The 25705-nt window shown below is 70.7% G+C and carries 21 protein-coding genes and 1 pseudogene; 11 read left to right on the top strand and 11 right to left on the bottom strand.

The window, feature by feature from the left end; genetic code table 11:
* Positions 1 to 20: 20 nt before the first annotated feature.
* Together ME121_RS16200 and ME121_RS16205 are read left to right on the top strand one after the other, a co-directional pair.
* Positions 21 to 1388 (top strand): FAD-binding oxidoreductase, encoded by a 1368-nt coding sequence (locus ME121_RS16200; RefSeq protein WP_234740629.1) that lies wholly within the window; start codon positions 21 to 23, stop codon positions 1386 to 1388.
* A gap of 10 nt (positions 1389 to 1398) precedes the next feature.
* Positions 1399 to 1680, top strand: coding sequence for a DUF167 family protein (locus ME121_RS16205; protein WP_024829646.1), 282 nt, complete (start codon positions 1399 to 1401; stop codon positions 1678 to 1680).
* 173 nt (positions 1681 to 1853) lie between these two features.
* Here the strand turns inward: ME121_RS16205 and kce are convergent, their stop codons facing one another.
* From kce to ME121_RS16230, 5 genes are read right to left on the bottom strand one after another with little or no spacing between them, the layout of a single operon-like run.
* Entirely contained in the window at positions 1854 to 2783 is a 930-nt protein-coding gene (gene kce, locus ME121_RS16210; protein ID WP_059409195.1) for a 3,5-dioxohexanoate:acetyl-CoA acetone transferase, read from the bottom strand.
* 2 nt (positions 2784 to 2785) lie between these two features.
* On the bottom strand, positions 2786 to 3709 hold the full coding sequence (locus ME121_RS16215) for a 3-hydroxyacyl-CoA dehydrogenase (protein WP_024829645.1): 924 nt from the start codon (positions 3707 to 3709) through the stop codon (positions 2786 to 2788).
* Positions 3706 to 6264 carry a branched-chain amino acid ABC transporter ATP-binding protein/permease gene (locus ME121_RS16220; protein WP_059409196.1) on the bottom strand — a complete coding sequence of 853 codons (2559 nt, stop codon included), beginning with the start codon at positions 6262 to 6264 and terminating at the stop codon, positions 3706 to 3708. Before ME121_RS16220 ends, ME121_RS16215 begins: the two co-directional genes overlap by 4 nt.
* 14 nt (positions 6265 to 6278) lie before the next feature.
* Positions 6279 to 7154 (bottom strand): branched-chain amino acid ABC transporter permease, encoded by an 876-nt coding sequence (locus ME121_RS16225; protein WP_012319853.1) that lies wholly within the window; start codon positions 7152 to 7154, stop codon positions 6279 to 6281.
* Between the two features lie 7 nt (positions 7155 to 7161).
* A complete protein-coding gene (locus ME121_RS16230) occupies positions 7162 to 8421 on the bottom strand; it encodes an ABC transporter substrate-binding protein (protein WP_059409197.1) in 1260 nt (419 codons plus the stop codon).
* A 119-nt stretch (positions 8422 to 8540) separates the two neighbouring features.
* Between ME121_RS16230 and ME121_RS16235 the strand changes: the two genes are divergently transcribed.
* The 5 genes from ME121_RS16235 (at position 8541) to ME121_RS16255 (ending at position 15908) form a co-directional block, all read left to right on the top strand.
* Entirely contained in the window at positions 8541 to 9254 is a 714-nt protein-coding gene (locus ME121_RS16235) for a GntR family transcriptional regulator (RefSeq protein ID WP_012319855.1), read from the top strand.
* Between the two features lie 2 nt (positions 9255 to 9256).
* The gene (locus ME121_RS16240) at positions 9257 to 10024 is read left to right on the top strand and encodes an SDR family oxidoreductase (RefSeq protein WP_059409198.1); all 768 of its coding nucleotides are present in this window, start codon (positions 9257 to 9259) and stop codon (positions 10022 to 10024) included.
* 156 nt (positions 10025 to 10180) lie between these two features.
* Positions 10181 to 11986, top strand: a complete 1806-nt coding sequence (locus tag ME121_RS16245; RefSeq protein ID WP_029357526.1) for an IlvD/Edd family dehydratase — start codon at positions 10181 to 10183, stop codon at positions 11984 to 11986.
* Between the two features lie 232 nt (positions 11987 to 12218).
* Complete coding sequence (locus tag ME121_RS16250) at positions 12219 to 15206, top strand: FAD-binding and (Fe-S)-binding domain-containing protein (protein ID WP_059409199.1); 2988 nt, start codon at positions 12219 to 12221, stop codon at positions 15204 to 15206.
* 21 nt (positions 15207 to 15227) lie between these two features.
* Complete coding sequence (locus ME121_RS16255; RefSeq protein WP_012319859.1) at positions 15228 to 15908, top strand: GntR family transcriptional regulator; 681 nt, start codon at positions 15228 to 15230, stop codon at positions 15906 to 15908.
* A gap of 47 nt (positions 15909 to 15955) precedes the next feature.
* On the opposite strand, the gene ME121_RS16260 is transcribed toward ME121_RS16255, so the two are convergent.
* Positions 15956 to 16885, bottom strand: coding sequence for a class I SAM-dependent methyltransferase (locus ME121_RS16260; protein WP_059409200.1), 930 nt, complete (start codon positions 16883 to 16885; stop codon positions 15956 to 15958).
* A gap of 177 nt (positions 16886 to 17062) precedes the next feature.
* Positions 17063 to 17716 (bottom strand): GntR family transcriptional regulator, encoded by a 654-nt coding sequence (locus ME121_RS16265; protein WP_012319861.1) that lies wholly within the window; start codon positions 17714 to 17716, stop codon positions 17063 to 17065.
* 193 nt (positions 17717 to 17909) lie between these two features.
* On the opposite strand from ME121_RS16265, the gene dctP reads away from it, so the two are divergent.
* The 4 genes from dctP (at position 17910) to ME121_RS16285 (ending at position 21634) form a co-directional block, all read left to right on the top strand.
* On the top strand, positions 17910 to 18932 hold the full coding sequence (dctP, locus tag ME121_RS16270) for a TRAP transporter substrate-binding protein DctP (RefSeq protein WP_012319862.1): 1023 nt from the start codon (positions 17910 to 17912) through the stop codon (positions 18930 to 18932).
* Positions 18929 to 19621 carry a TRAP transporter small permease gene (locus ME121_RS16275; protein WP_012319863.1) on the top strand — a complete coding sequence of 231 codons (693 nt, stop codon included), beginning with the start codon at positions 18929 to 18931 and terminating at the stop codon, positions 19619 to 19621. Before dctP ends, ME121_RS16275 begins: the two co-directional genes overlap by 4 nt.
* The gene (locus ME121_RS16280) at positions 19618 to 20970 is read left to right on the top strand and encodes a TRAP transporter large permease (protein WP_024829636.1); all 1353 of its coding nucleotides are present in this window, start codon (positions 19618 to 19620) and stop codon (positions 20968 to 20970) included. The genes ME121_RS16275 and ME121_RS16280 overlap by 4 nt, the downstream gene beginning before the upstream one ends.
* A 196-nt stretch (positions 20971 to 21166) precedes the next feature.
* Entirely contained in the window at positions 21167 to 21634 is a 468-nt protein-coding gene (locus ME121_RS16285; protein ID WP_012319865.1) for a YbaK/EbsC family protein, read from the top strand.
* A 252-nt stretch (positions 21635 to 21886) separates the two neighbouring features.
* Here ME121_RS16285 and ME121_RS16290 read toward each other — a convergent pair whose 3' ends face one another.
* The 4 genes and pseudogenes from ME121_RS16290 to ME121_RS33705 form a co-directional block, all read right to left on the bottom strand.
* Entirely contained in the window at positions 21887 to 22699 is an 813-nt protein-coding gene (locus ME121_RS16290; RefSeq protein WP_059409201.1) for an enoyl-CoA hydratase/isomerase family protein, read from the bottom strand.
* Between the two features lie 24 nt (positions 22700 to 22723).
* Positions 22724 to 23944: a CaiB/BaiF CoA transferase family protein gene (locus ME121_RS16295; protein ID WP_012319867.1), complete on the bottom strand. Its 1221-nt coding sequence runs from the start codon at positions 23942 to 23944 to the stop codon at positions 22724 to 22726.
* Positions 23945 to 23950: 6 nt separating this feature from the next.
* The gene (locus ME121_RS16300; RefSeq protein ID WP_012319868.1) at positions 23951 to 25243 is read right to left on the bottom strand and encodes an MFS transporter; all 1293 of its coding nucleotides are present in this window, start codon (positions 25241 to 25243) and stop codon (positions 23951 to 23953) included.
* Positions 25244 to 25479: 236 nt separating this feature from the next.
* Positions 25480 to 25705, bottom strand: a pseudogene (locus ME121_RS33705) (MFS transporter); the annotation flags it as partial.

Raw genomic sequence — 25705 nt, forward strand, 5'->3', positions numbered from 1 at the left:
CGAGCCCCGAGAGCATGCCGATGACCGACACCGCCTTCCTCGACCGCCTCGCCGCGATCGTCGGACCGTCCGGTCTCGTCACCGACGCGGAGCTGCGCGGGCGCTCGGCCAACTGGACGCGCCCGACCGAGCCGTGCGCCGCCCTGGCGCTGGTGCGCCCGCGCAGCACGGAGGAGACCAGCGCCGTCATGGCCACCTGCCGCGCGGCCGGCGTCGCCGTGGTCCCGCGCGGCGGCGCCACCGGCCTCGTCGACGGCACGCTCTGCCAGCCCGACGAGATCACCCTGTCGACCGAGCGCATGACCGGCATCGAGCCGGTGGATCCGCTCGGCATGACGGTGGTGGTCGGCACCGGCGCCACCCTCGAGAGCGTGCAGGACGCCGCGTCCGCGGCGGGCCTGTTCTTCCCCCTCGATCTCGGGGCCCGCGGCTCGGCCACGGTCGGCGGCGCGATCTCCACCAACGCCGGCGGCCTGCGGGTGCTGCGCTACGGCATGATGCGCGAGATGGTGCTCGGCCTGGAGGCGGTGCTCGCCGACGGCACGGTGGTGTCGTCCATGCGGCCGCTCATCAAGAACAACACCGGGCTCGACCTCAAGCAGCTCTTCCTCGGCACCGAGGGCACGCTGGGCATCGTCACGCGGGCGGTCATCCGCCTGCGGCCGGAGCCCGCCGGCTACGCGACGGCGCTGATCGCGTGCCCCGGAGTCGACGACGGCGCGCGGGTGCTGCGGGCGGCGCAGAGCGCCTTCCAGGGGCGTGTCTCCTCGTTCGAGGGCCTGTGGCCCGACTTCTACCGGCTGATGACCGCGCCCGGGCGCGCGACCCCGCCGCTCGGTCCGGACTACCCGTTCTACGCGATCATCGAGGTCGAGTGCGTCCCCGAGGAATCGGACCGGTTCCTGGGCCTGCTGGAAGGTCTGATGGGCGACGGCACGATCCTCGACGCCGTGGTCGCCGCCTCGGAGGAGCAGCGCCGCGGCATGTGGCGGATCCGCGACCGCGTCGAGCACCTGAACGCCGACGGGATCGACCGGGCCTTCGACGTGAGCGTGCCGCTCGCGCGGATGGACGGCTACGTCCGCGGCGCGCTCGACCGGCTCGCGGCGATCCCGGGCTGCCGGGCGGTCGTCTACGGCCATATCGGCGACAACAACCTGCACTGGAACACCACCCGCCTCGACGCCGCCGGCAACGCGGCGATCGACGCGGCGATCTACGAGCCGCTGGCGGAGCTGAACGGCTCCGTCTCGGCGGAGCACGGGATCGGGCTCGAGAAGCGGGCCAAGCTGAAGCTGTCGCGCTCGCCCGAGGAGATCGCCGTCATGCGGCTCGTGAAGCGGGCGCTCGATCCGGACAACCGGCTGAATCCGGGCAAGATCTTCTGAGGGCTCCGCCGTGGCGATCCGCCTGGCGGTGCGCCTCACGCCGCGCGGGGGGCGCGACGCCGCGGAGGGCTGGGCCCGCGACGAGAAGGGGCAGCCCTACCTGAAGGCCCGCGTCGCCGCACCGCCGGTCGAGGGCGCGGCCAACGGGGCGCTGGTCGCGCTGATCGCCAAGGCGCTGAAGGTCAGTCGCGGCTCGGTCCGCATCGTCACCGGCGATCAGAGCCGGCTGAAGATCCTGGAGATCGACGGCGTCGCGCAGGCGGATCTGGACCGCGTGTTCGGGTCTCCCTGAGGCTTCTCGACGTCTTTGCGAGGCAGCGAAGCAATCTAGAAGCGCCCAGGCCTCAGATGGCGCGCTACACTGGATTGCTTCGCTGCGCTCGCAAGGACGGAAGAGCCTGAACGTCAGCTGGTCCTGGACGATGCGTCCCACCTTCCAGGACGCATCATCCATCGACTGATCGGTCAGAACGCGACCTTGTCGCCGCCCTTCAGCGCCAGGATCTCCCGCGCCTCGTCGGGCGAGGCGACCGCGAGGCCCAGCCCCTCGGCGATCGCGCGCACGCGCCGGACCTGCGCGGCGTTGGTCTCGGCGAGCTTGCCCGGACCGTCCCAGAGGCTGTCCTCCAGTCCGACGCGGACGTTGCCGCCCATCGCGGCCGCCATGGCGGCGATGTTCATCTGGTTGCGGCCCGCCCCGAGCACCGACCAGCGGTACTGGTCACCGAAGAGACGGTCGGCGGTGCGCTTCATGTGCATGACGTCGTCCGGATGCGCGCCGATGCCGCCCTGGAGGCCGAACACCGTCTGGATGAACAGCGGCGCCTGCACGAGACCGCGGTCGAAGAAGTATTTCAGATTGTAGAGATGCGCCGTGTCGTAGCACTCGAACTCGAACTTCGTCCCGTTGGGGCCGCAGGTCGTCAGGATGTGCTCGATCTGGCCGAAGGTGTTGCGGAAGATGATGTCCTTGTTGCCGAGATAGTCCCGCTCCCACTGGTGCTTCAGGTCCTTGAACCGGTCGAGCATACCGAACAGGCCGAAATTCATCGAGCCGAGGTTCAGCGAGGCGACCTCCGGCTGGAAGGTCGCGGCCGGGCGCACCCGCTCCTCGATCGACATGGTCGGCGCGCCGCCCGTGGTGATGTTCACCACGCAGTTCGAGCGCTGCTTGATCACGGGCAGGAACTTGGCGAAGGCCTCCGGTGTCTGATCGGGCTGGCCGTTCTCCGGGTTGCGGGCGTGCAGGTGCACGATGGCCGCGCCCGCCTCGGCAGCGCCGATGGCGGCGTCGGCGATCTCCTCGGGCGTCACCGGCAGGTGCGGCGACATGCTCGGCGTGTGAATCGCGCCCGTCACCGCGCAGGTGATGATGACTTTCCGCTGTGAGGCCATGCTCAGTCCTTCCGTGAAGCCTTGTGGGCGCGGAGCGCCGCCAGCCGCGAATCGCGGCGGTTCATGCGTGCGGGCAGATCGGTCGGCGGCCGCCAGTTGGCCAGGATGGCTTCGGTGGCCGGTGCCTCGTAGACCGAGGGCGGCGCCGGGTCGGCGGCGAGGCTCTTGTAGAAGCCCGTGTAGCGCGCGCAGTAATCGGCGATGCCGCCCGGCGCGTTGAGCTCGATCGTCTCGAACGGACCCATGAAGCTCCAGCGCAGGCCGAGGCCGTCCGCGACGGTCTTGTCGAGATCCTGCGGGGTGACGTAGCCCTCCGAGGCGAGGCGGAACGCCTCCGCCAGCAGGGCGCCCTGGAGCCGGTTGAGGATGAAGCCCTCGATCTCCTTCAGCACGGTGATCGGCACCTGCCCGATCTGCTCGTAGACCTGCCGGGCCCGGTCCAGCGCGTCGGGGGCCGTCCACGGTGCGCCGGAGATCTCCACCAGCGGGATCAGGTGCGGCGGATTCACCGGATGGCCGATCAGGCAGCGCGCCCGACCAGGCAGATCCTCGGTGAACAGGGAGCAGCGGATCGCCGAGGAGGACGAGGCGATGACGGCCTCCCGCGGCGCCGCGGCGTCGAGGTCCGCGAAGAGGCTCCGCTTCACCTCCAGCCGCTCCGGCCCGTTCTCCTGCACGAAGGCGACGCCGTCGAGGGCGGCCGCGAGGGTGCCGGCCGCGCGGATGCGCCCCGCGGCGGCCGCAGGGTCGGCGCAGAGGTCATGCGCCGCGAGCGTCCGCAGCCCCTCGGCGCAGAGCGGGATCGCGGCCTCGGCGACGCCCTCCGCGGGATCGAACAGGCGCACGTCCCAGCCGGCGCGGGCGAAGATCATCGCCCAGGCCCGGCCGATCAGGCCGGCGCCGACGATCGCGACGCTCTCGGTCATAGCCACAGCACCTTCCGCCTCAGCTCCTGATCCTCGCGCAGGAGACGCGACGCGCCCGTCCACTGCACGCTGCCGCGCTCCAGGGCCACCGTCCGGTCCGACAGCGCCAGCGCGAGGTCGAGGTGGTGGTCCACCAATATGATCGCGATCTCGCGGCGCAGCCGGTCGAAGGCCTCGAACAGCTCCTCCGTCACGGCCGGCGACAGGCCCTCGAAGGGCTCGTCGAGCAGGAGGAGCCGCGTGTCCCCCGAGAGGGCCCGCGCCACCGCGACCATCTGCTGCTCGCCGCCGGACAGGCGGGCCGCGTCGACGGTCCATCGCTCCTTCAGGCGCGGGAAGAATTCGAGGACCTTCTCCTCGTCCCAGTGGATGCCGGCGCCGGTGAGCCGCCGCAGGCGGCCGAGGCCCAGATTCTCCGCGACGGTCATGCCGGCGAACAGGGCCCGCCCCTGCGGCACGTAGCCGATCCCGAGCCGGGCGATCCGGTCGGGCGACAGACCGGCGATGTCCTTGCCGCCGAGCACGATCCGGCCGGCGGCCGGCGGCGCGGTGCCGATCAGCGTCTTGAGCAGGGTCGACTTGCCGGCGCCGTTGCGTCCGAGGAGCGCCACGACCTCGCCCCGGCGGACCGCGAGATTCACTCCGTTGAGGATGTGCGACTTGCCGTAGAAGGTGTCGACGCCCTCCATGGCGAGCAGCGTCTCGGCCTCCGCGGCGCTGGCGCGCGGCTTCGCGGCGATCGCCGCCGTGCCCGAGCCGAGATAGACCGCCTGCACCCGGTCGTCGTCCCGGGCGTCCGCGACCGAGCCGTCGACCAGTACGGCGCCGTCGGCCATCACGGTCACCCGGTCGGCGAGGCGGAAGACGCGGTCGATGTCGTGCTCGACGAGGAGCACCGGAATGTCGGCCGACAGCGCCTTGATGAGATCGCCGACGCGCTCGCGCTCGGCGGCCGCGAGGCCCGCGAGCGGCTCGTCGAGGAGCAGGACGCGCGGCCGCGTGGCCAGCGCCAGACCCATGTCGAGGAGCCGCTGCCCGCCGTAGGACAGGCTGCCGGCCTCGGCCCGCTCGATGCCGGACAGGCCGGTCCAGCGCAGCAGCTCGGCGGTGTCGTCGGCGATCTCGCGGACGGCCAGCGCGTCTCGCCAGGGGCTGAAATGCGCGGCGTGCCGGGCCTGCACCGCGAGGCGGACGTTCTCCTCCACGGAGAGGCCCGGGAACAGGTTGGTGATCTGGAACGAGCGGCCGATCCCGGCCCGGGTGATGGCGTGCGGCTCCAGGCCGGCGATCTCGCTTCCGTCGAGGCGGATGCTGCCGCCGCTCGGCCGGAACATCCCCGAGAGCAGGTTGAAGGCGGTCGTCTTGCCGGCGCCGTTCGGTCCGATCAGGGCGTGGAGCGTCCGGTCGGCGACCGCGAAGGACACGCCGCGCACCGCCTTCACGGGCCCGAAACTCTTCCGGATGTCGTCGGCGACCAGAACCGGGCCGTCGCCGCGCCCCTCCGCGATGAAGCGGGCCGGGACGCGGCCCGAGGCGCCGGTGCGACGGGCCGACATGGCCGCACCCTCGGACGGGACGCGCCGGAACGGCTTCATGAGGCGCGCAAAGATGCCGACCAGGCCGTCCGGCGAGAACTCGATGAAGGCGACGAACAGCAGGCCGAAGTACAGAAGCCAGTCGGCGGTGTAGATCGACAGGAACTCGCGGAACAGGATGTAGAACAGCGCGCCGAGCGCCGGCCCGAGGAACGAGCGCATCCCGCCGATCACCACCATGGCGAGCAGCTCGCCCGAGAAGGCGATGGAGATCGGGTCGGCCGAGGTGAAGCGGTGGCTGTAGGCGGCGAGCGCGCCCGCCAGCCCGGTGATCGTCGCCGAGATCACGAAGGCGGCGAGCTTGTAGCGGTTGGTGGCGTAGCCGAGGAAGCCGGCGCGCTGCTCGTTCTCGCGGATCGCCACCAGCACGGTGCCCATCGGCGACCGGCGGAAGCGCCACAGGGCGACCAGCACCGCGAAGGCGATGCCGGACACCGCGGCGTAGTAGGCGCCGGGCTCCTGCAGCGCCGCCCAGCGGTGCAGGTTCCCGATGCCGTTCTCGCCGCCGGTGAGGTCGGTCCACCGGAACGCGATGGCGTAGAGCATCGCCGTGAAGGCGAGCGTCAGGAGCGAGAAGTAGACGCCGCGCCGCCGCAGGATCAGGCCGCCGGCGGCCAGGGCCGCGCATCCGGTGATCGCCAGGGCGCCGAGGAGCGGCAGCGCCATGTCGCCGGGAAAGAGCCGTGTCTGCAGGATCGCCACCGCGTAGGCGCCGATCCCGAACCACGCCCCGTGGCCGAACGAGGTGAGCCCGGTCCAGCCGACCAGGATGTTGAGTCCCAGCACCGCCAGGGCGAAAATCACCACGTCGGTGGCGGTGATCAGCGTCAGGCCGATCGCGTCGAGGGCGAATGGCAGGACGATCAGCGCGGCGAGTGCGGCCCAGAGCTGGCGGCTCTCGCGCAGGATCAGGCCGCGCGGCGGCAGGGCGAGCGGCAGCGGCTCGGCGGTTCCGGACATGGGACGCTCTCCGCTCATTCGAACCGCGCGATGTGCTCGCCGAACAGGCCGCGCGGGCGCAGCAGCAGGACGAGCACCATGAGGGCGTAGACGGCGGCCTCGGTGGCCGGCGGGTAGGCGTAGGCGGTGAGGCCCCGGACCACGCCGACGATCAGCGCGGCCAGCACCACGCCCCAGAAGGAGCCGAGACCGCCGATCACCACCACCACGAAGGCGAAGGTCAGGATCTCGGCGCCCATGGCGGGCTGCACGCCCGTGACCGGCGCCATCATGGTCCCGGCCAGCGCCGCGAGCCCCACCGCGATCGTCACCACCGCCGTCATGTAGGGCCGGAGCGAGATGCCCAGCGCCGCGACCATGTCGGGGTTCTGCACGCCGGCCCGGACCACGCGCCCGAAGCTGGTCCGCGTGAGCAGCAGCCACAGGCCGGCGACGCAGGCGAGGGCCACCACGAGGATCGAGAGCCGGTAGCGCGAGTAGATCAGGTCGCCGATGAAGACCTGCCCGCGCAGCCACGGCGGGATCCCGAACGGCACCGGCGCCGCCCCGAAGGCCATGCGCAGCGCCTGCTCGGCCACCATGGCGAGCCCGAAGGTGAGGAGGAGGCCGAGCGTCGGGTCGCCGCGGTAGAAGCGCCGCAGCAGGAACCGCTCGATCAGCAGGCCGAGCACCGCCACCGCCAGCGGCGAGGCGACGAGGGCGCCGCCGAAGCCGATGGTCGGCGTCAGCAGCACGGTCATGTAGGCGCCGATCGCGTAGAAGGCGCCGTGGGCGAGGTTCACGATCCCGCCCAGGCTGAAGATCAGCGACAGGCCCAGCGCGATCAGCAGGTACTGCACGCCGATCAGCAGGCCGTTGAGCACCTGCTCCAGGATGAAGACGAGCTGCATGGCCGCCTCACGCCGGGAAGGTGCAGGCGTTCTCGTCGCGGGTGGTGGCGAGCACTTCCAGGCTCTCGCCGGGGCCGGGCAGCGGGCCGGTCGAGGTGAAGATGTCGAAAGGGTTCTTGACCTGATCCGCCGGCAGGGCGGTGATCGCGAACATCTCCTGCATCAGCTCGTGGTCCCAGGGGCGGAAATAGCCCTCGCGGACCTTCGCGATGTCGAACTTGGCGCCCGATTCGAGGTGCTCCACGACCTTGATCGACTCGGTCGATTTCAGCTCGTTCATGGATTGCGCGACGATCTTCATCGCGGTGTAGTCGCCCCAGCCCTGGTTCTCCGGCGGCTTCTTGTACTTGGCCTTGAAGGCGGCGACGAACTTCTTGGCCGAGGGCGAGTCGATCTGGTGATGCCAGATCACCGGCCACGTACCGAGGAAGTTGCCCGGCCCGGCGCCCCAGGCGAGCGCCGTGTCGAAGCCGAATCCGGCGACCGGGAACGGCAGGCCGAACTCGCTGTACTGCTTGAGGAAGTTGGTGATCTGCGCGCCCGCGAGGTTGCAGATCACGAGGTCCGGCTTGGCCTGACGGAGCTTCAGCAGGAACGGCGAGAAGTCGGTCAGCTCGGTGGGGATCAGGTCCTCGCCCACGAGGGTGGCGTCGTTGGCCGCGAAGTACTTCTTCGCCTGCTTCAGGAGATCGTGGCCGAAGGCGTAGTCGGCCGTGAGCGCGTAGACCTTGCGGCCCTTGATCAGGCCCCGGTCGAGCAGCGCCCGCCCGCAGGCGCGCACCATCATGGTGTTCTGCGACTCGACGTGGAACATGAAGCGCTTGCAGTCGGAGCCGCGCAGCGCGTCCGAGTTGGCGCCGGTGTTGATGAACAGGATTTTCTCCCGCTGGGCGACCTGGCTGATCGCCAGCGCGGAGGCCGAGTTGATCTCGCCGACGAGGCAGGCCACGCGGTCGCGCTGGACCATGCGCTCGGCCTTGGCCGAGGCGGTCTGCGGATTGACGCTGTCCTCCGAGAGCAGCTCGACCTTCCGGCCCGCGATGCCGCCGGCGGCGTTGATCTCCTCCACCGCGAGCTGGGCCGCCTGCACGGCGAACTCCCCGAGCGGGCCGAGGAAGCCCGTGCGCGGCGTCAGATGGCCGATCCGGATCACCTCCGACTGTCCCTGAGAGAGCGCCGGGCTCGCGACGGCCGGCGCGAGGAGCGCCGCGCCGCCGGCGCGCAGAAGGCTGCGGCGAGAAAGGGGATCCCCGTACCGGTCCGTCATCGTTCCGCTCCCGTGCGTGTCCTCCAGCCGGGTTGTTGCGGCGGGCTCTGACGGCCCTCACCCGAACTGTGATCACAGATCACTAGCGCGATAGTGCCGGATCCGTCTAGTGTCGGCACATGAATTCCACCCTGGCCCTCGCCGAACTGCCCCAGCTCGCGCGGCGGACCCTGTCCGATACCGTCTACGAGGCCCTGTCGGACCTCCTCGCCTCGGGGCGGCTGGCGCCGGGCGACCGGCTGTCCCTGCGCCAGAGCGCGGCGGCCCTCGGCGTCTCGGTCATGCCGGTGCGCGAGGCGGTGAGCCGGCTCGCCGCGGACGGCGTGCTGGAAGTGGCGCCGAATCGGGTGATCCGGGTACCGGTCATGGGGGCCCCGGCTTTCCGCGCCCTTGTCGAGACACGCATCGCGGTCGAGGGCATCGCTGTGGCGCGGGCCGCCGAGCGTCGGACGGCGGCCGAGCTCGCGGCGATCCGGCGCGCCGAGGCGGCCTTCCGGGCCGAGGCCGAGGCGCCGGAGCCCGACAGGGCGCGGGCCGTTCAGCTCAACCGCGACCTGCATTTCGCGATCTACGGCGCCTGCGGGCTCGGCCCCCTGCAGGAGATCATCGCCCGCCTCTGGTTGAAGGCGGGTCCAGTGATCAACCTGGATTTGCGCGCCCATCCGGAACGCCTGCTCCAGGGCTTCGCGCTCCGGCGGCACGCCGAGGCCGTGGCGGCCATCGAGGCTCGGGACGGCGCGGCGGCCGCGGCCGCGATCGCGGCCGACATCCGGGAGGCCGCGGAGTTCATCTTGACCCGCGGCGGCCTGCGGGACGTTCAGGGAGAGGACTGACCATGGATCTGGGAATTGCCGGCCTGCGCGTCGTGGTGACGGCGGGCGCTGCCGGGATCGGCCGCGGGATCGTCGACGCGTTCGTGGAGGAAGGCGCGCGCGTCTTCGCCTGCGATATCGACGCTGAGGCCCTGGCCGCACTGCCCGACACCGTCGGGCGCAGCCGCACCGACGTCGCCGACCGCGACGCCGTCGCCGCGATGATGGACCAGGCAATCGAGTTCCTCGGGGGCCTCGACGTGCTGGTCAACAATGCCGGGATCGCCGGCCCGACCGGCCGGGTCGAGGAGATCGCCCCCGAGGACTGGGACCGCTGCCTCACGGTCTGCCTGACCAGCCAATTCAACTGCGCGCGGCTGGCGGTGCCGCACCTCCGCCAGAGTGCCAACGCCTCGATCGTCAACCTCTCCTCGGCCGCGGGCAAGTTCGGATTCGCCCTGCGCAGTCCGTACGCGGCCGCCAAATGGGGAGTGATCGGCTTCACCAAGTCCCTGGCGATCGAGCTCGGCGGCGCGGGGATCCGGGTGAACGCGATCCTGCCGGGTCTCGTCGCCGGGGATCGCCAGCGCCGGGTGCTCGAATCGAAGGCCCAGCAGCAGGGCACGAGCTTCGCCGACATGGAGGCGCGGGCGTTCTCGTTCGTGTCGGTGAAGGAATACGTCACGGCGCGGCAGCTCGCCGACCAGATCCTGCTGCTCTGCTCGCCGCGCGGCCGGACGATCTCGGGGCAGGCCATCTCCATCGACGGTGACACGCGGATGCTGTCCTGAAATCAATCCAGCGTCGACGGTGCTGCGGCTGATTACCCGCCGGAGTATTGCAAGATCGAGCCCGCGGCGCCGCGACCGATGTCGCGATGCCCGCGGCGGCAGCGGAACACAGAAGCCGGATCGCCAGCGCCGGCCCCAGGATGCGAGGAAGCGACCATGAGCGACAAACGCCGGATCACGCCCGCCGACCTGCGCTCGAAGGCCTGGTTCGACAACCCCCACAACCCGGGCATGACCGCCCTCTACCTGGAGCGCTACCTCAATTACGGCCTGACGCCGGAGGAGCTGCGGTCGGGCAAGCCCCTGATCGGCATCGCCCAGACGGGTTCCGACCTCTCACCCTGTAACCGCCACCACATCGAGCTCGCCAAGCGGGTGCGGGAGGGGATCACGGCGGCCGGCGGCGTCGCCTTCGAGTTCCCCTGTCACCCGATCCAGGAGACGGGGAAGCGGCCGACCGCGTCGCTCGACCGCAACCTCGCCTACCTGTCCCTGGTGGAGGTTCTGTACGGCTACCCGCTCGACGGGGTCGTGCTGCTGACCGGATGCGACAAGACCATGCCGGCGTGCCTGATGGCGGCGGCGACGGTCAACATCCCGGCGATCTCGCTGAATGTCGGGCCGATGCTCAACGGCTACTTCCACAAGGAGCTGACCGGCTCGGGCACGATCGTCTGGAAGGCGCGCGAGCGGCACGCGGCGGGCGACATCGACTTCCAGCAGTTCATGGACATCGTCGGGTCGTCGGCACCCTCGACCGGCCATTGCAACACCATGGGCACCGCCTCGACGATGAACGCCCTCGCCGAGGCGCTCGGGCTCGCCCTGCCCGGCTCGGCGGCGATCCCGGCGCCGTACCGCGAGCGCGGCCAGGCCGCCTACGCCACTGGGCAGCGGATCGTCGAGATGGTCTGGGAGGACCTGAAGCCGTCCGACATCCTCACCCGCGAGGCCTTCGAGAACGCCATCGTGGCCAACGCCGCGATCGGCGGGTCGACCAACGCGCCGATCCACATCAACGCCATCGCCAAGCATATCGGCGTGCCGCTGAGCTGCGACGACTGGGAACGGGTCGGGTTCGAGATCCCGCTCCTGGTGGACATGCAGCCTGCCGGCCGCTGGCTCGGCGAGGAGTATTTCCGCGCGGGCGGCCTCCCGGCGGTCTTCGCCGAGCTGATCGAGGCCGGGAAGGTCCACGAGGGCGCCCTGACCTGCAACGGCCGGACCGTCGGCGAGAATTACCGCGGACGGCACAGCTGGAATCGCGACGTGATCCGCGCCTACGACGCGCCGCTGATGGAGCGCGCGGGCTTCCTGAACCTCAAGGGGACGCTGTTCGACTCCGCGATCATGAAGACCTGCGTGATCTCCGAGGAATTCGCAGCCCGCTACCTGCGCAATCCGAACGACCCGATGGCCTTCGAGGGCCGCGTCATGGTGTTCGACGGTCCGGAGGATTACCACACGCGGATCGACGACCCGGCGCTCGACATCGACGAGACCACCATCCTGATCATGCGCGGGGCCGGTCCGATCGGCTATCCGGGGGCCGCCGAGGTGGTGAACATGCAGCCGCCCGGCGCCCTGATCCGGCGCGGCGTCACCTCCCTGCCCTGCATCGGCGACGGCCGGCAATCCGGCACCTCCGGAACGCCCGCAATCCTGAACGCCTCACCCGAGGCGGCCGCAGGGGGCGGGCTTGCGCTGCTGCAGACCGGCGACCGCATCCGCATCGACCTCAACCGCCGGAGCGCCGACATCCTGCTGCCGGCGGAGGAACTCGCCCGCCGGCGCGCGGATCTGGCGGCGCGCGGCGGCTATCCCTACCCGGCGACTCAGACGCCCTGGCAGGAGATCTACCGCGATCAGGTCGATCAGCTCGACCAGGGCATGGTGATGAAGGGGGCGGTGAAGTTCCAGAAGGTCGCGCAGGCCTCCGGGGTCCCGCGGGACAACCACTGAGGCCGTTTCCGAATCGCGATCGGTTCGGCGGACGCGGCGCCGGACGCGCCGGGTCGCCGCGGAATTGAAAAACGCCGCGCGCCGGGCGACGATCGCGGCGTCCTTCGGGGCAGGCCGCCGCGCAGGGCGCCGGCAGACCTCCCGGCGCGACGCCGCGGCCGGTTTGCTCCGCAGTGAATTTTGAATACATTTCCCGGCGGGTGGGCGCGTCCCATCCCGGGAGGGATCGATCGTGACGGAAGCGAGGGCGCATGCCCCGACGCCGCGTGCCGCGGCGCGGCTGGATGCCGGATTGCCGCGCAGGCTGGCGGAGCAGCTCCAGGGTGAGGCGCGCTTCGACGCGTTCACCCGCGGGCGCTACAGTACCGACGCGTCGATCTACCAGATCATGCCGGCCGGTGTGGTGCTGCCACGCTCCGCCGCCGACATCGCCGCGACCCTGCGCATCGCCGCCGAGCACGGCGCGCCGGTGATCCTGCGCGGCGGCGGCACCTCGCAGAACGGCCAGCCGATCGGGTCGGGGCTCGTGGTCGACTGCTCGCGGTACTTCAACGGCGTCCTGGCCTACGACGCGGAGGCCGGCACGATCACGGTCGAGCCCGGCATGGTGCTGGAGCGCCTGAACACCCGGGTGAAGGCCGACGGCTGGTTCTTCCCGGTCGAGCCCTCGACGGCGACCCGCTGCACCATCGGCGGCATGGCGGGCAACAATTCTTGCGGGGCCCGCTCCCTGCGCTACGGCAAGATGAGCGACAACGTTCTGGCGATCGAGGCGCTGCTCCACGACGGTGAGGCCTTCGGCTTCGGCCTGACCGGCAACGCTCATCCGGGCGTGAACGGATCGGATCGGGCCGCGGCGCTGGCCGCGCGGATGCGCGGCCTCGCCGAGGACCACCGCGCCGAGATCGAGGCGCGCTACCCCAAGGTTCAGCGCCGTGTCGGCGGCTACAACCTCGATGCGCTGATCGAGGCCCAGCCGAACCTCGCGCACCTGCTCGTCGGTTCCGAGGGCACGCTGGCCGCGACCACCGCGGTGACGCTGAAGCTCTCGCGCCTGCCGACGCACCGGGTGATGGGCGTGTGCCACTTCCCGTCCTTCCGGGCCGCCATGGAGACGACGCGGCACATCGTCGGCCTGGATCCGGTGGCGGTCGAGCTCGTCGACAACAACGTCCTCGTGCTCGGCGCCGACATCCCGCTGTTCCGCACGACGCTCGCCGACATCACCAAAGGCAAGCCGAACTGCCTGCTCCTGACCGAGTTCGCCGGAGACGACCTCGCGACCCTCCGGCGCGACCTGGAGCGACTCGACGCCTGCATGGCCGATCACGGCTTTCCGGACGCCGTCGTGGAGGTGGTCGAGCCCGCCCGCCAGAGATCGGTCTGGGAGGTCCGCGAGGCCTGCCTCAACATCATGATGTCGATGAAGGGGGACGCCAAGCCGGTCTCCTTCATCGAGGACTGCGCCGTCCCGCTGGAGCACCTCGCCGACTACACGGACGCGGTGACGGAGGTCTTCACCAAGAACGGCACCCGCGGCACGTGGTACGCCCACGCCTCGGTCGGTTGCCTGCATGTCCGCCCGATCCTCGACATGAAGGACGCCGGCGATGTCCGGCGGATGCGGGCGATCGCGGAGGAGACCTCCGAGCTGGTGCGTCGCTACAAGGGTTCGTATTCCGGCGAGCACGGCGACGGCATCTCGCGCTCGGAATTCGTGGAGCCGCTCTTCGGCGCGACCCTCACCCGCGCCTTCGAGACCGTGAAGGACGCGTTCGACCCGGACAACCGACTCAACCCCGGCAAGATCGTGCGGGCGCCGAAATTCGACGATCGCAGCCTGTTCCGGTTCAAGCCGGACTACACGGTCTCGGCCCCGATGAAGACCGCTCTGGACTGGTCGGACTGGGGCGGCTTCGGCTCCGCCGTCGAGATGTGCAACAACAACGGCACCTGCCGGAAGCTCGCCGGCGGCGCGATGTGCCCCTCCTACCGGGCCACCGGGGAGGAGCAGCACCTGACCCGCGGGCGGGCCAATTCGCTGCGGCTCGCCATCTCGGGCCAGCTCGGAAAGGACGCCTTCACCAGCCCGGAGATGAAGCGCACCCTCGATCTCTGCGTGTCCTGCAAGGCCTGCCGCCGCGAGTGCCCGACCGGCGTCGACATGGCCAAGATGAAGATCGAGTTCCTGCACCACTACCACGCCCGCCACGGGCTTCCCCTGCGGGAGCGCCTCATCGCGGCGATGCCGCTCTATGCCGGGGCCGCCGCGAAGCTGGCGCCGCTCCTCAATCTGCGGGACCGATACCCGGCCCTCGCCGCCCTGTCGGAGCGACTCGCCGGCCTCTCGGCCAAGCGCTCGCTGCCGCGCTGGCGCCGGCCCTGGAGCGAGCAGGGCGAGCCCGCCCACGCGCAGGACGTCGTCGGGGATTACCGCGACGTGATCCTGTTCGGCGACACCTTCAACCGCGCCTTCGAGCGGGAGAACCTCGAGGCGGCCGAGCGCGTGCTGCGGGCCGCGGGCTACCGGCTGCACCGGATCTACCCGTCCCGCGGCCGGCGTCCCCTCTGCTGCGGCCGGACCTGGCTCTCCGCCGGCCAGACCGACCGGGCGCGCCAGGAGGCGCGCCGCACCGTCGACGCGCTGCTGCCGTTCCTCCGCGCGGGCGCCCGCGTGGTCGGCCTGGAACCGTCCTGCCTGCTCACCTTCCGGGACGAGTTCGCAGCGCTGCTGCCGGGCGCGGACTCGGCGCTGCTGGCCGAGCGGTCGTTCCTGTTCGAGGAGTTGCTGGCGACCGACCTGACGGTGGGCCGGATCGCGCTGCCGTTCGCCGACCAGGGCGGCCGCGTCGCGCATCTGCACGGGCACTGCCACCAGAAATCCTTCGGCGCGATGGGCTCGGTCGAGACGGTGCTCCGGGCGGTCCCGGGGCTCAACCTGCGGGTCATCGAATCGAGTTGCTGCGGGATGGCGGGCGCCTTCGGCTACCGGCCGGAATCGATCGAGACGTCCTTCGCGATGGCGGAGCTGTCGCTGTTCCCCGCCCTGCGCGCCGCCGGGCCCGACGATCTCGTGGTCGCCGACGGGACGAGCTGCCGCCATCAGATCCACGACGGGCTGGGTCTCCGGGCGGAACATGTGGCTCGCGTGTTGGATCGGGCCCTCGCGCCTCGACACTCCATTGCCGGGCACCTACACATAGACCACAGGTCGCACTGACCTGACGTGTGTCGGGGGACCATGAACAAAATCGAGCCTGGGATCGGAATCAGCCGCCGCTACCTCCACGACGAGGTCGCCGAGCGCATGCGCGAGCTGATCCGGTCCGGCGAGATGGAGCCGAAGGCGCGGATCAACGAGGGCGAGCTGACCGAGCGCTTCGGGATCTCGCGGACCCCGCTCCGCGAGGCGATCAAGATCCTGGCGACAGAAGGTCTCCTCGAGCTGCTCCCGAACCGCGGGGCCCGCGTCGCCAGCATCTCGGACGGCGAGCTCGAGGAGATGATGGAGGTGATCGCCGGCCTCGAGGCGACGGCCGGCGACCTCGCCTGCCGGACGATCACCGACGCCGACATCGACGCCCTGGTGGTCGATCACGACGCGATGGTCGAGGCCTGGAAGGCCGGCGACGAGGCCGGCTACTTCAGCCACAACCGCCGGATCCACGAGGGGATCATGGCGGCGAGCCGCAACACGATCCTCGCCAACATCTACGAGAGCCTGTCGGGCCGGATCCAGCGCTCGCGCTACTCCGCCCACCAGACCCCGGAGCAGTGGGCCCGCGCGGTCTCCGAGCACGAGCGGATGATCGCGCTGCTGCGCGCCCGCGACGGTGCCGCCCTGGCCGTGCTGATGCGCGAGCACATCCGCGGGAAGAAGTCGGTGATCGCCGCCAATTACGGTGCCGCCGAGACGGCCTGAACGCCTCAATCGCGGCGGGCGGCCGGCGCCATCGAGGAGGCGCGCGATCAGCCGGGCATCCCGGTCATCTCGAACCAGAACGACGCGCCCGGCGTGCGCGAATCGTTCGCGTAGAGGAACGGGATGTCGGGGCCGGCGCCGCGGGCGGCGAACACCGTCCTGACCCGGGCGCTCATGGCAGGGTCCTGGCAGATGTACATCACCGGCACGGTTACCCGGAACGGCGGCGCGCCGCACAGCAGCATCGCCGCGAGCAGGTACTGCTCGTTGTACAGCCGGCAGTTCCACGCGGACGGGTAGTCGTCCGGGATGAAGATGTCGTGGATCTGCACGATCACGCCCGGCGCGAGGCGCGGCATGACCTCGAAGAAGAACACGGTCACGTCCGAATTGGCGAAGGAGCGGTGCGATCCGTCGAAGAACAGGATGTCGCCGGCCTTCAGTTCCTCGAAGATCTTCAGGTCGCAGGCTTCGAGCGGGCTGCGCACGGTCCAGTCGCAGAGGGCGTCGATCTCGCGGCGCGGCATCGGATCGATGGAGGTGATCCGCGTCGGCAACGTCAGGGTATCGATCGCGTGCCGCGCGAAGCAGGTGGAGCAGCCGGAGCCGATCTCGAAGAATCGCGCGGGGCGCTTCCAGGCCAGCATCGTCATCAGCGCGGCGCCGTCGAGGGCGGTGAACCACGTGTTGTTCCAGTGGGGTGTCGCGGCGCCGGCCATTGGGGCGTCGTGCGGGACGCTGTGCAGCAGGTCCGCCTGCGCCTCGAGTTCGGTGAGGAAGCGATCGTAGGCGGCGTGGGACCGGCCGAGCACCGCCTTGAGCTGGCCGTGCGGCGCCCGGCCCCGCGTCCAGCGCGACGACGGCACGACGGGGTAGTAGTCGTGGACCGTGTGGCTCCAGCGGAACGCCTCCCGGCTCGCCCGGAAGATATCCACTCCCGCCCGGCGGCCCGCGCTCCTGACGACGTCCTTCAGCATGATCTGTCCCCGGTTCGGGCGAACAATGCCGGTACTGCAACTTACGGTCGAGTCAGGCGGAACACCTACGCAGTCCGACCTGCGCGCAGGGTTAGGACGCGATGAAAGCGTGGCCTTCGGACCCGCTTCGGATCGGACGGGCCGCCCGCACCGGCCTCGCGGCTGCGGCTGCTCCGCTCAGGCGGCGCTCGGCGCCCGCAAACCCGCCACGAGATCGGTGAAGCGGTCGCCCTGGACGATCACGTGGCTGCGGAGGACGTCCGCGGCGCCGGCCTCGTCGCCCGCGATGATCGCGGCGACGATCGCCTCGTGCTCGGCCAGCGATTGCGGCAGGCGCTGGCGCACGCGCAGCTGCAGCCGCCGGTACGGGGCGAGACGGCGATGGAGCGACAGCGCCTGCTCCGCCAGGAACGCGTTCCGGCTCGCGCGGTACACTACCGTGTGGAACACGTAGTTCTCGGCGTAGTAGGCCTCGGTGTCCTCGGTCGCCAGGGCGGCGCGGCAGCCCTCCAGCGCGGCGCGCAGCGCGGCGGCGTCCTCGGCGACGAGGCGGCGCGCCGCGAGGCGGCCGCACGCCGCCTCGATCTCCGCCATCGTCTCGAACATGGCGAGCAGCAGGTGCGGCTCGGGGGCGCTGACGATCGCGCCGCGCCGGGGCTTCGTCTGCACGAGCCCGGTGACGGCGAGCTGCAGCAGCGCCTCGCGGATCGGCGTGCGCGAGACCCCGAAACGGGCCGCGAGCTGGTTCTCGTCGAGCCGCGACCCCAGGGCGAGCTCGCCCGAGACGATCTCGTCCTCGATACGCTGCCTCAGCCGCTGCGCGTGGCTCATGCTCCCGGTTCCTCCCCGATGATCGGGCCGCGCGACGCCCCGCCCGTTGAGGCCGGCGGATGTTCGACGCACGCGAACATTATGCTGGAGCATTGACAAAATATACAAGCCGGTTTTCCATGCATACAACGAAGCGCCGCACTATTGCGGCGCACAAAAGTACGCCGCGTTGTTTGCGGTGCGGGAGAGCTTCATGACGCCCACTCGTCGCTCGCTGATCGCGGCCACGCTCGCGGCACCGGCCATCCTGCGGTTCGGCCTGAACAGCGCCCAGGCGGCCACGACGCTGAAGCTGTCCCACCAGTTTCCCGGCGGCACGATCGACGAGGGCGATTTCCGCGACCGCATGTGCCGGAAGTTCGCCAAGATGGTCGGCGAGCGCTCGAAGGGCGCCCTGGACGTCCAGGTCTACCCGGGCTCCTCGCTGATGAAGACGAACGCCCAGTTCGGCGCCATGCGCAAGGGCGCGCTCGACATGTCGCTCTACCCGAGCCCGTACGCGGGTGGCGAGATCCCGGAGCTCAACATCGGCCTGATGCCCGCCCTGGTGACGTCCTACGCCCAGGCGGTGGCGTGGAAGGCGGCTCCGGTCGGCCGCAAGCTCACCGAGATTCTGGACGCGAAGGGCATCATCCTGGTCTCCTGGGTCTGGCAGGCCGGCGGCGTCGCGAGCCGGGAGCGCGCCCTCGTGGCGCCGGCCGACGCCAAGGGCATGAAGGTCCGCGGCGGCTCGCGCGAGATGGACATGATGATGAAGGAGGCCGGCGCGGCCACCCTCTCGATCCCGTCGAACGAGTCCTACGCGGCGATGCAGACCGGCGCCTGCGACGCGGTGATCACCTCCTCCACGAGCCTGATCTCCTTCCGCCTGGAGGAGCTGTCCAAGGCGCTGACCTCGGGGCGCGAGCGCTCCTACTGGTTCATGCTCGAGCCGATCATGATGTCCAAGATCGTGTTCTCGGGCCTGCCGAAGGAGCAGCAGGACCTGATCATGGCGGTCGGCACGGAGCTCGAAGCCTTCGGTCAGTCCGGCGCGAAGGAGGACGACACCCGGGTCGAGGAGATCTTCGCCAAGGCCGGCGCCAAAGTCGTCCAGGTCGACGAGAAATCCCTCGGCCAGTGGCGGGATCTCGCCCGCAACACCGCCTGGAAGGATTACGCCGCCAAGAACGCGAACTGCGCGGAGCTGCTGAAGCTCGCGGAGCAGGTCGCGTGAGCCACGGCTTCGACGCGGCCACGGCCGCTCCGGAGGCGCGCGGGGCCGAAGAGCCGCGCCTGCCGGGCCTCCTCGGCGCCTTCGACCGGGGCATGCGCCTCCTGAACAGGGTGATCCTGGCCCTGGGCGGTCTCTGCCTCGTGGCGGCCTGCCTCGTGCTCACCCATAGCGTCGTCGTCCGCTACCTCCTGAAGGAGCCGACGGAGTGGCAGGACGAGATGGCGGTGTTCCTGATCATCGGGGCCACCTTCCTGTCGGCGGCCGGCGTCCAGGCCAAGCGGGGGCACGTGGCGATCGAGGCGTTGACCGGTCTCCTCCCGCCGGCCGCGAACCGGGTGCGGCTCCTCCTGGCCGACCTGGTCAGCCTCGCCTTCTGCCTGTTCTTCGCGTGGAAGAGCTGGTCCCTCGATCACGAGGCCTGGGTCGACGGACAGGTCTCGCAATCGACCTGGGGGCCGCCGCTGTGGATCCCTTACACGCTCATGTCCGTCGGCATGAGCCTGCTGTGCCTCCAGTTCGTCCTGCAGATCGCGGAGGCCCTCGCCTACGGGCCGCGGGCCGCCGGATGGGCGCAGCCCAAGATCGGGCTCGGGGCCGACGTCAATCGCGACATGCACGGGGCGGCCGAGGTCGCGCCCCGAGGACCGGATCCGCTGGGTCAGACCGTTTCCGCGAAGGTTGAACGATGAGCACGGCCGCGATCGGCTTCCTGTACGCGGGCGCGACCCTCGGGGCGATGCTCTCGGGCATCCCCATCGCCTTCGCGCTGGGCTTCGTGGCGCTCGCCTTCATGGTGGCGTTCATGCCCGGCGCCTCCCTCGATACGGTGGCGCAGAACGTCTACGAGGAGATGGCCTCGATCACCCTGCTGTCGATCCCGCTCTTCATCCTGAAGGGCGCTGCCATCGGCCGGTCCAAGGCCGGTCAGGATCTCTACACGGCCATGCATGCCTGGATGCACCGCATCCCGGGCGGCCTGGGCATCGCCAACGTCTTCGCCTGCGCGCTGTTCGCCGCCATGGCGGGCTCCAGCCCGGCCACCTGCTCGGCGATCGGCTCGGCCGGCATCCCGGAGATGCGCAAGCGCGGCTACTCGCCGGGCTTCGCGGCCGGGATCATCGCGGCGGGCGGCACGCTCGGCATCCTGCTGCCGCCCTCGATCACCATGATCCTGTACGCGGTCGCGGCCGAGCAGTCGCTCGGGCGCCTGTTCCTCGCGGGCATCGGGCCGGGTCTCCTGCTGGTGGGCCTGTTCGCCGCGTGGTCGATGGTGCGGTTCCGCTCCGAGTACGCCGCCGCCAAGGAGGCCCTGGAGCGCGGCGGGCCGGCCTCGCCGATCCTGGCCGACGAGCAGTACAGCATGGCGCAGCGGTTCTCGACGCTGCCGCGGGTCCTGCCCTTCGTGGTCCTGCTCACCGGCGTGATGGTGGCGCTCTACGGCGGCTACGCCACGCCGTCCGAGACCGCGGGCCTCGGCGGGCTGATGGCCCTGGCGCTGATCGCCGCGATCTACGGCGTCTGGCGCTTCCGCGACGTCACGCCGATTCTGACGGCGACGCTGCGGGAATCGACCATGCTGATGCTGATCATCGGCATGTCGCTCCTCTACGCCTACGTGATGAGCTACCTGCACATCTCGCAATCGGCCGCCGCCGCGATCGTCGCGATGCAGCTCTCTCCCTGGGTACTGCTCGTGACCATCCTGGCGCTGGTGATCGCGCTCGGCTTCTTCCTGCCGCCGGTCTCGATCATCCTGATGACGGCGCCGATCATCCTGCCACCGCTCAAGGCCGCCGGTTTCGACCTCGTCTGGTTCGGCGTTGTGATGACCATCACCATGGAGATGGGCCTGATCCACCCGCCGGTGGGCCTGAACATCTTCGTCATCAAGAACATCGCCCCCGACATCCCGCTCTCGGACATCATCTGGGGCACCTTGCCCTTCGTGATCCTGATGGCGGTGGCGATCCTGATCCTGTGCCTCGTGCCGGGCATCGCGATGTGGCTGCCGGACCTGCTGCTGACGACGACGCGGTAGGTCGAGACGCGCAACGAGTCCGCGCGGCGGGCCCCTCTCCGCCCGGAGAGAGGCCCGCCGCGTGAGGAGACGCGGTCGGGCGAGCGCCGCGTTCCGCGCAGCTACCACCCGCGTCGGCGCTCTGGCCGCCGCGCCCGGAGCCGCCTATGGCAGCGCGCGCGCCGCGCCGCGCAGATCTCGAGCTCCGGATCGAACCATGAGCCTCACTTCCGTGCGCGCCTTCTTCGCCGAGAAGGCGCCCGACATCGCGGTCATCGTCCTGGAAACCAGCACCGCGACCGTCGCCGAGGCGGCAGAGGGCCACGGCGTCGTCCCGGCGCAGATCGCCAAGACGCTCTCGATCCGCGTCGGCGAGCAGGTCGCCCTGGTGGTGACGCGCGGCGACGCGCGCCTCGACAACCGGAAGGCCAAGGCCGCCTTCGGCGGCAAGGTGCGGATGCTCGATCTCGGCGAGGTCGAGGCCGTGACCGGCCATCCGGTGGGCGGCGTCTGCCCCTTCGGCCTGCCGACGCCGCTGCCGGTCTACTGCGACGTCTCGCTGAGAGCGTTCGACGAGGTGGTGCCGGCGGCCGGCAGCACCCACAGCTCGGTGCGGATCGCGCCGGCGCGTATGGCCGAGCTCACCGGCGCCGCCTGGGTCGATGTCTGCGCGCTGCCGGGCTGAGCGGCGTGGTCAGCGCCGTTGCCGCTCCGCACGAGGCGCGGGTCCCCTCTCCCGTGCCGGAGAGGGACAGGGTGAGGGATCAGGTCTGTCCAGACGAGGCGCGCGCCGTCAACGCAGGATCGCGCGCTTGATCCTGAACGTTCTCGTCCCTCACCCCAACCCTCTCCCGCACGGGAGAGGGGGCATGGCGCCACTGTCTCGTTACCGAAGACGCCTTCCCTCCGGACTGTCGCGGCACGACCGGGAGCGGTCCTAGCGCCCGGTCCAGTTGGGCGTGCGCTTGCCGAGGAAGGCCTCCATGCCCTCGCGGAAGTCCTGGCTCATGTAGCACATGAGGATCAGGTCATCGCCGGGATGCGGGGCGCCCTCGGCGCCAGCCTCCTCCTCGGCGAGGCGCCGCAGCCCTTCCTTGGTCGCCTGCATGGTCAGCGGCGCGTGGTTGGCCAGCAGCTGCGCCAGGGTGTCCACCCGCTCGGTGAGCGCGGCGCGATCGTCCACCATCTCGCCGATGAGCCCGATGCCGAGCGCCTCCTCGGCGCCGACGAGGCGGGCGGTGAAGATGATGTCCTTGACCCGCGCCGGGCCGATCAGGCCGGAGAGGCGCTTGAGGTTGCCCTGGCTCAGGCAGTTGCCGAGGGTGCGGGCGATCGGGAAGCCGAATCGCGCGTCGCGGGTGGCGATCCGCAGGTCGCAGGCTGCCGCGATGGCCGCGCCGCCGCCCGTGCAGGCCCCGGCGATCGCCGCGATGGTCGGCACCCGCAGCCGCTCCAGGGAGCCCAGCACCTTGTCCATGAAGCGCTCGTAGCCCAGCGCGTCCTCGGCGGTGCTGAAGTCGCGGAACTGGGCGATGTCGGTCCCGGCCGCGAAGGCCTTGTCGCCCGCGCCGGTGATGATCAGCGCCTTGACCGCCGGATTTCCGGCGATCGCCTCGCAGCAGGTGATCAGGCCCTGATACATCGCGAAGGTGAGCGCGTTGCGCGCCTGCGGGCGGTTCAGGACGATGCGGGCGATGCCGGCATCGTCGGTGGTGAACAGCAGCTCGTCGGTCGCGGGCTTGGCAGTCATGCGCGGCGTCTCCGGGTGGCGGCGTCAGGCCGCGGTCTCGCGGACCACGCCCCGCGCGATCAGCGCGTCGATCTCGGCCGGCGCGTACCCGGCCTCGGCCAGGATCGCCCGGGAATGCTCCCCGAGCAACGGGGCCGGCCCGTGCACGCGTCCCGGCGTCTCGGAGAACTTCACCGGCAGGCCGAGGGTCTTCATGCGCCCGACCCGCGGGTGATCCACCTCGACCACCATCTCGCGGGCGAGCGCCTGCGGGTCGCGGTGCATCGCGTTCACGTCGAGGACCGGTCCGGCCGGCACGCCGCCGGCCTCGAGCCGGGCGAGCCACTCGGCCGAGCTGTGGGCCCGGAAGATCGGCGCGAGGGTCGCGGCGAGGTCGTGCCGGTTGGCCATCCGGTCGCGGTTGAGCGCGAAGCGCGGGTCCTCGGCGAGGTCGTCGGCGCCGATGGCCTTGAGCAGGCGCAGCCAATTGGTCTGGTTGGCCGCGCCGATGGTGATCCAGCCGTCGGCGGTCTCGAAGGCCTCGTAGGGGGCGTTCAGCGGATGGGCCGAGCCCATCGGGCCGGGCGCGATCCCGGTCGCCATGGCGATGGCCGACTGCCAGTAGGTGTGGGTGATGCCGGCCTCGAACAGCGACGTGTCGACCGCCTGCCCCCGGCCCGTCCGGAGCCGGTTCGCGTAGGCGGCCAGGACGCCCATGGCGGCCAGGATGCCGGCGGTGATGTCGGTGACCGGCGGCCCGCACTTCATCGGCGGTCGCCCGGGGCCCTCCCCGGTCACCGACATGAGGCCGCTCATGCCCTGCGCCACGAGGTCGAACCCGGCCCGGTCGGCGTAGGGACCGGTGCGGCCGAAGCCGGAGAGCGAGCAGTAGACCAGCTCGGGGAACTCGACCTTCAGGGTCTCGTACCCGATCCCGAGGCGCTCCATCGTGCCGCCGCGGTAGTTCTCGATCAGGGCGTCCGCGCCCTTGAGCAGGCGGCGCAGGACCGCGACGCCGTCCGGATCCTTCAGGTCGAGGCTGATGCCGCGCTTGCCGCGGTTCATCATCATGTAGGCGGCGCTCTCGCCCTCGAGGGCGGGCGGGACGGTGCGACGGGTGTCGTCGCCCTCCATCTTCTCGACCTTGATCACCTCCGCGCCCATGTCGGCGAGCATCAACCCGCAGACCGGCCCGGCCATGATGTGGGCGAGCTCGATCACCCGCATCCCGGCGAGCGGGCCCGACCGCTTCATCGTTTCCGCCATCGCGCCCTACTCCCCGGCCGGCACGGTGGCCGCGGGGGCGACCGGCGGCGTGACGGGATCCACGAACTCCCGCTCGGGGTGCATGGTGAAGGCCAGCGCGGCGCCGAGCAGGCACAGGCCGATCGAGCCGACGAAGGGCAGCGTCCAGCTCCCGGTCGCGTCCACGATGACGCCGAAGACGATCGGCGAGACGATCGCCGCCACGGCCGAGCCGGTGTTCATCAGCCCGCTGGCGGTCCCGGCATATTTCGGCGCGATATCCATCGGCACGGACCAGATCGGTCCGATCACGAGCTCGGCGAAGAAGAAGCCGGAGGACAGGAGCAGCGCCACGAGCGTCAGGTCCCGCGTCATGAACACGCCGGCGAGGCTGGCGGCGGCCCCGAGGAAGCCGATCACGATCACCGACAGGCGCGCGAGCTTCACGTTGCCGGTGCGGTGCAGGATCGAGTCGCTGAGCATGCCGCCGACCGTGTCGCCGACGACGCCCGCGAAGAACACGCCCGAGGCGAACAGGGCCGAGTTCTTCAGGTCGAGGCTGTAGTTCTCCTTGAAGAAGCTCGGGAGCCAGCCGAGGAACAGCCACAGGGTCCAGCCGTAGCAGAAATACGTGATGGAGACCGGCAGCATGCGGCGGGTCAGGGCGCCCCACGGCACGCTCTGCTTCGCGCCGACCTTGCGGGGCGGCGGCAGCGTGTCGAGCTCCGCCTTGGTGATCGCCGGATGCTCGGACGGGTCGTCACGGAAGTACAGCCACCAGATCGCGACCCAGACGAAGCTCACCGCGCCGAGGATCACGAAGCTGGTCCGCCAGCCGAAATGGTAGATCAGGAAGGCGACGATCGGGGGCGCCACCGCGTTGCCGAGCCGCGCGAAGGCGTGGGTGATGCCCTGCGCGAAGCCGCGCCGGCCGGGCGCCGTCCAGTTCTGCATGGCGCGGGTGGCGGTCGGGAAGGTCGCGCCCTCGCCGAAGCCGAGCAGCACCCGGGCCAGGAACAGGCTCACGAGACCGCCGACCATGCCGGTCAGGATGGTCGCCGAGGCCCAGATCACCCCGCAGGCGAGCAGCGTGCGCCGGGCGCCGAACTTGTCGCCGACCGACCCGCCGATCACCTGGAAGATCGCGTACGGGTAGGCGAAGGCCGACAGGATCAGACCGAAATCGGTCTTCGACATGCCGAAATCGCGCATGATCTCCGCGCCGGCCGTGGCGATGTTCACCCGGTCCAGATAGGTGATGAAGTACATCACACAGAGCAGGCCGAGCACGCCGTTCGTGGCGCTGAAGCGCTTCGACATCGACCGTTCCTCCCATGGGGCGCCGCCTCTAGCGGTCGCCGGGCGCCTCGGCGTCGCGGCCGGGCACCTTCTCGTAATGCATTATTCAAACGCGTTGCGAGGCGGAAGGCAACCGCCGACCTGCATCCGGCACGCGAATTCCTCGTTCGCGCTGCAACTGAAAACGGGGACCCCAGGGTCCCCGTCACAGGTCGTTCGCCGCTACGAGACGCTGCGGCGGCGGTCAGGCGGTCGCGGGCCGCAGCTGGCCCTGCTCGGCCTCGGCCGCGGTCGCCGAGTGCCTTGCCGCGCGGCCCGACCCAGCTCCCGACCCACTTCCGCTGCCAGAGCGCGAGGCAGCCGAGGACGACCGCCGTGAAGGCGGCGTAGCCGACGAAGCCCAGCGAGAACGAGCCGGTATACTGCTTGGACAGGCCCATGACGTTCGGCAGGATCGCGCCGCCCAGCGCCCCGATCTCGCCG

This window comes from Methylobacterium sp. ME121, from assembly GCF_000974725.1.
Taxonomy (GTDB): Bacteria; Pseudomonadota; Alphaproteobacteria; order Rhizobiales; family Beijerinckiaceae; genus Methylobacterium; species Methylobacterium radiotolerans.

What these genes read in the sequence shown, in the direction of transcription:
- ME121_RS16220 (WP_059409196.1), bottom strand. Translation starts at nt 6,264, where the DNA reads ATGTCCGGAACCGCCGAGCCGCTGCCGCTCGCCCTGCCGCCGCGCGGC.
- ME121_RS16265 (WP_012319861.1), bottom strand. Translation starts at nt 17,716, where the DNA reads ATGAGCCACGCGCAGCGGCTGAGGCAGCGTATCGAGGACGAGATCGTC.
- ME121_RS16230 (WP_059409197.1), bottom strand. Translation starts at nt 8,421, where the DNA reads ATGACGGACCGGTACGGGGATCCCCTTTCTCGCCGCAGCCTTCTGCGC.
- ME121_RS16295 (WP_012319867.1), bottom strand. Translation starts at nt 23,944, where the DNA reads ATGGCGGAAACGATGAAGCGGTCGGGCCCGCTCGCCGGGATGCGGGTG.
- ME121_RS16240 (WP_059409198.1), top strand. Translation starts at nt 9,257, where the DNA reads ATGGATCTGGGAATTGCCGGCCTGCGCGTCGTGGTGACGGCGGGCGCT.
- ME121_RS16235 (WP_012319855.1), top strand. Translation starts at nt 8,541, where the DNA reads ATGAATTCCACCCTGGCCCTCGCCGAACTGCCCCAGCTCGCGCGGCGG.
- kce (WP_059409195.1), bottom strand. Translation starts at nt 2,783, where the DNA reads ATGGCCTCACAGCGGAAAGTCATCATCACCTGCGCGGTGACGGGCGCG.
- ME121_RS16245 (WP_029357526.1), top strand. Translation starts at nt 10,181, where the DNA reads ATGAGCGACAAACGCCGGATCACGCCCGCCGACCTGCGCTCGAAGGCC.
- ME121_RS16260 (WP_059409200.1), bottom strand. Translation starts at nt 16,885, where the DNA reads ATGCTGAAGGACGTCGTCAGGAGCGCGGGCCGCCGGGCGGGAGTGGAT.
- ME121_RS16285 (WP_012319865.1), top strand. Translation starts at nt 21,167, where the DNA reads ATGAGCCTCACTTCCGTGCGCGCCTTCTTCGCCGAGAAGGCGCCCGAC.
- ME121_RS16300 (WP_012319868.1), bottom strand. Translation starts at nt 25,243, where the DNA reads ATGTCGAAGCGCTTCAGCGCCACGAACGGCGTGCTCGGCCTGCTCTGT.
- ME121_RS16280 (WP_024829636.1), top strand. Translation starts at nt 19,618, where the DNA reads ATGAGCACGGCCGCGATCGGCTTCCTGTACGCGGGCGCGACCCTCGGG.
- ME121_RS16200 (WP_234740629.1), top strand. Translation starts at nt 21, where the DNA reads ATGACCGACACCGCCTTCCTCGACCGCCTCGCCGCGATCGTCGGACCG.
- ME121_RS16215 (WP_024829645.1), bottom strand. Translation starts at nt 3,709, where the DNA reads ATGACCGAGAGCGTCGCGATCGTCGGCGCCGGCCTGATCGGCCGGGCC.
- ME121_RS16290 (WP_059409201.1), bottom strand. Translation starts at nt 22,699, where the DNA reads ATGACTGCCAAGCCCGCGACCGACGAGCTGCTGTTCACCACCGACGAT.
- ME121_RS16225 (WP_012319853.1), bottom strand. Translation starts at nt 7,154, where the DNA reads ATGCAGCTCGTCTTCATCCTGGAGCAGGTGCTCAACGGCCTGCTGATC.
- ME121_RS16255 (WP_012319859.1), top strand. Translation starts at nt 15,228, where the DNA reads ATGAACAAAATCGAGCCTGGGATCGGAATCAGCCGCCGCTACCTCCAC.
- dctP (WP_012319862.1), top strand. Translation starts at nt 17,910, where the DNA reads ATGACGCCCACTCGTCGCTCGCTGATCGCGGCCACGCTCGCGGCACCG.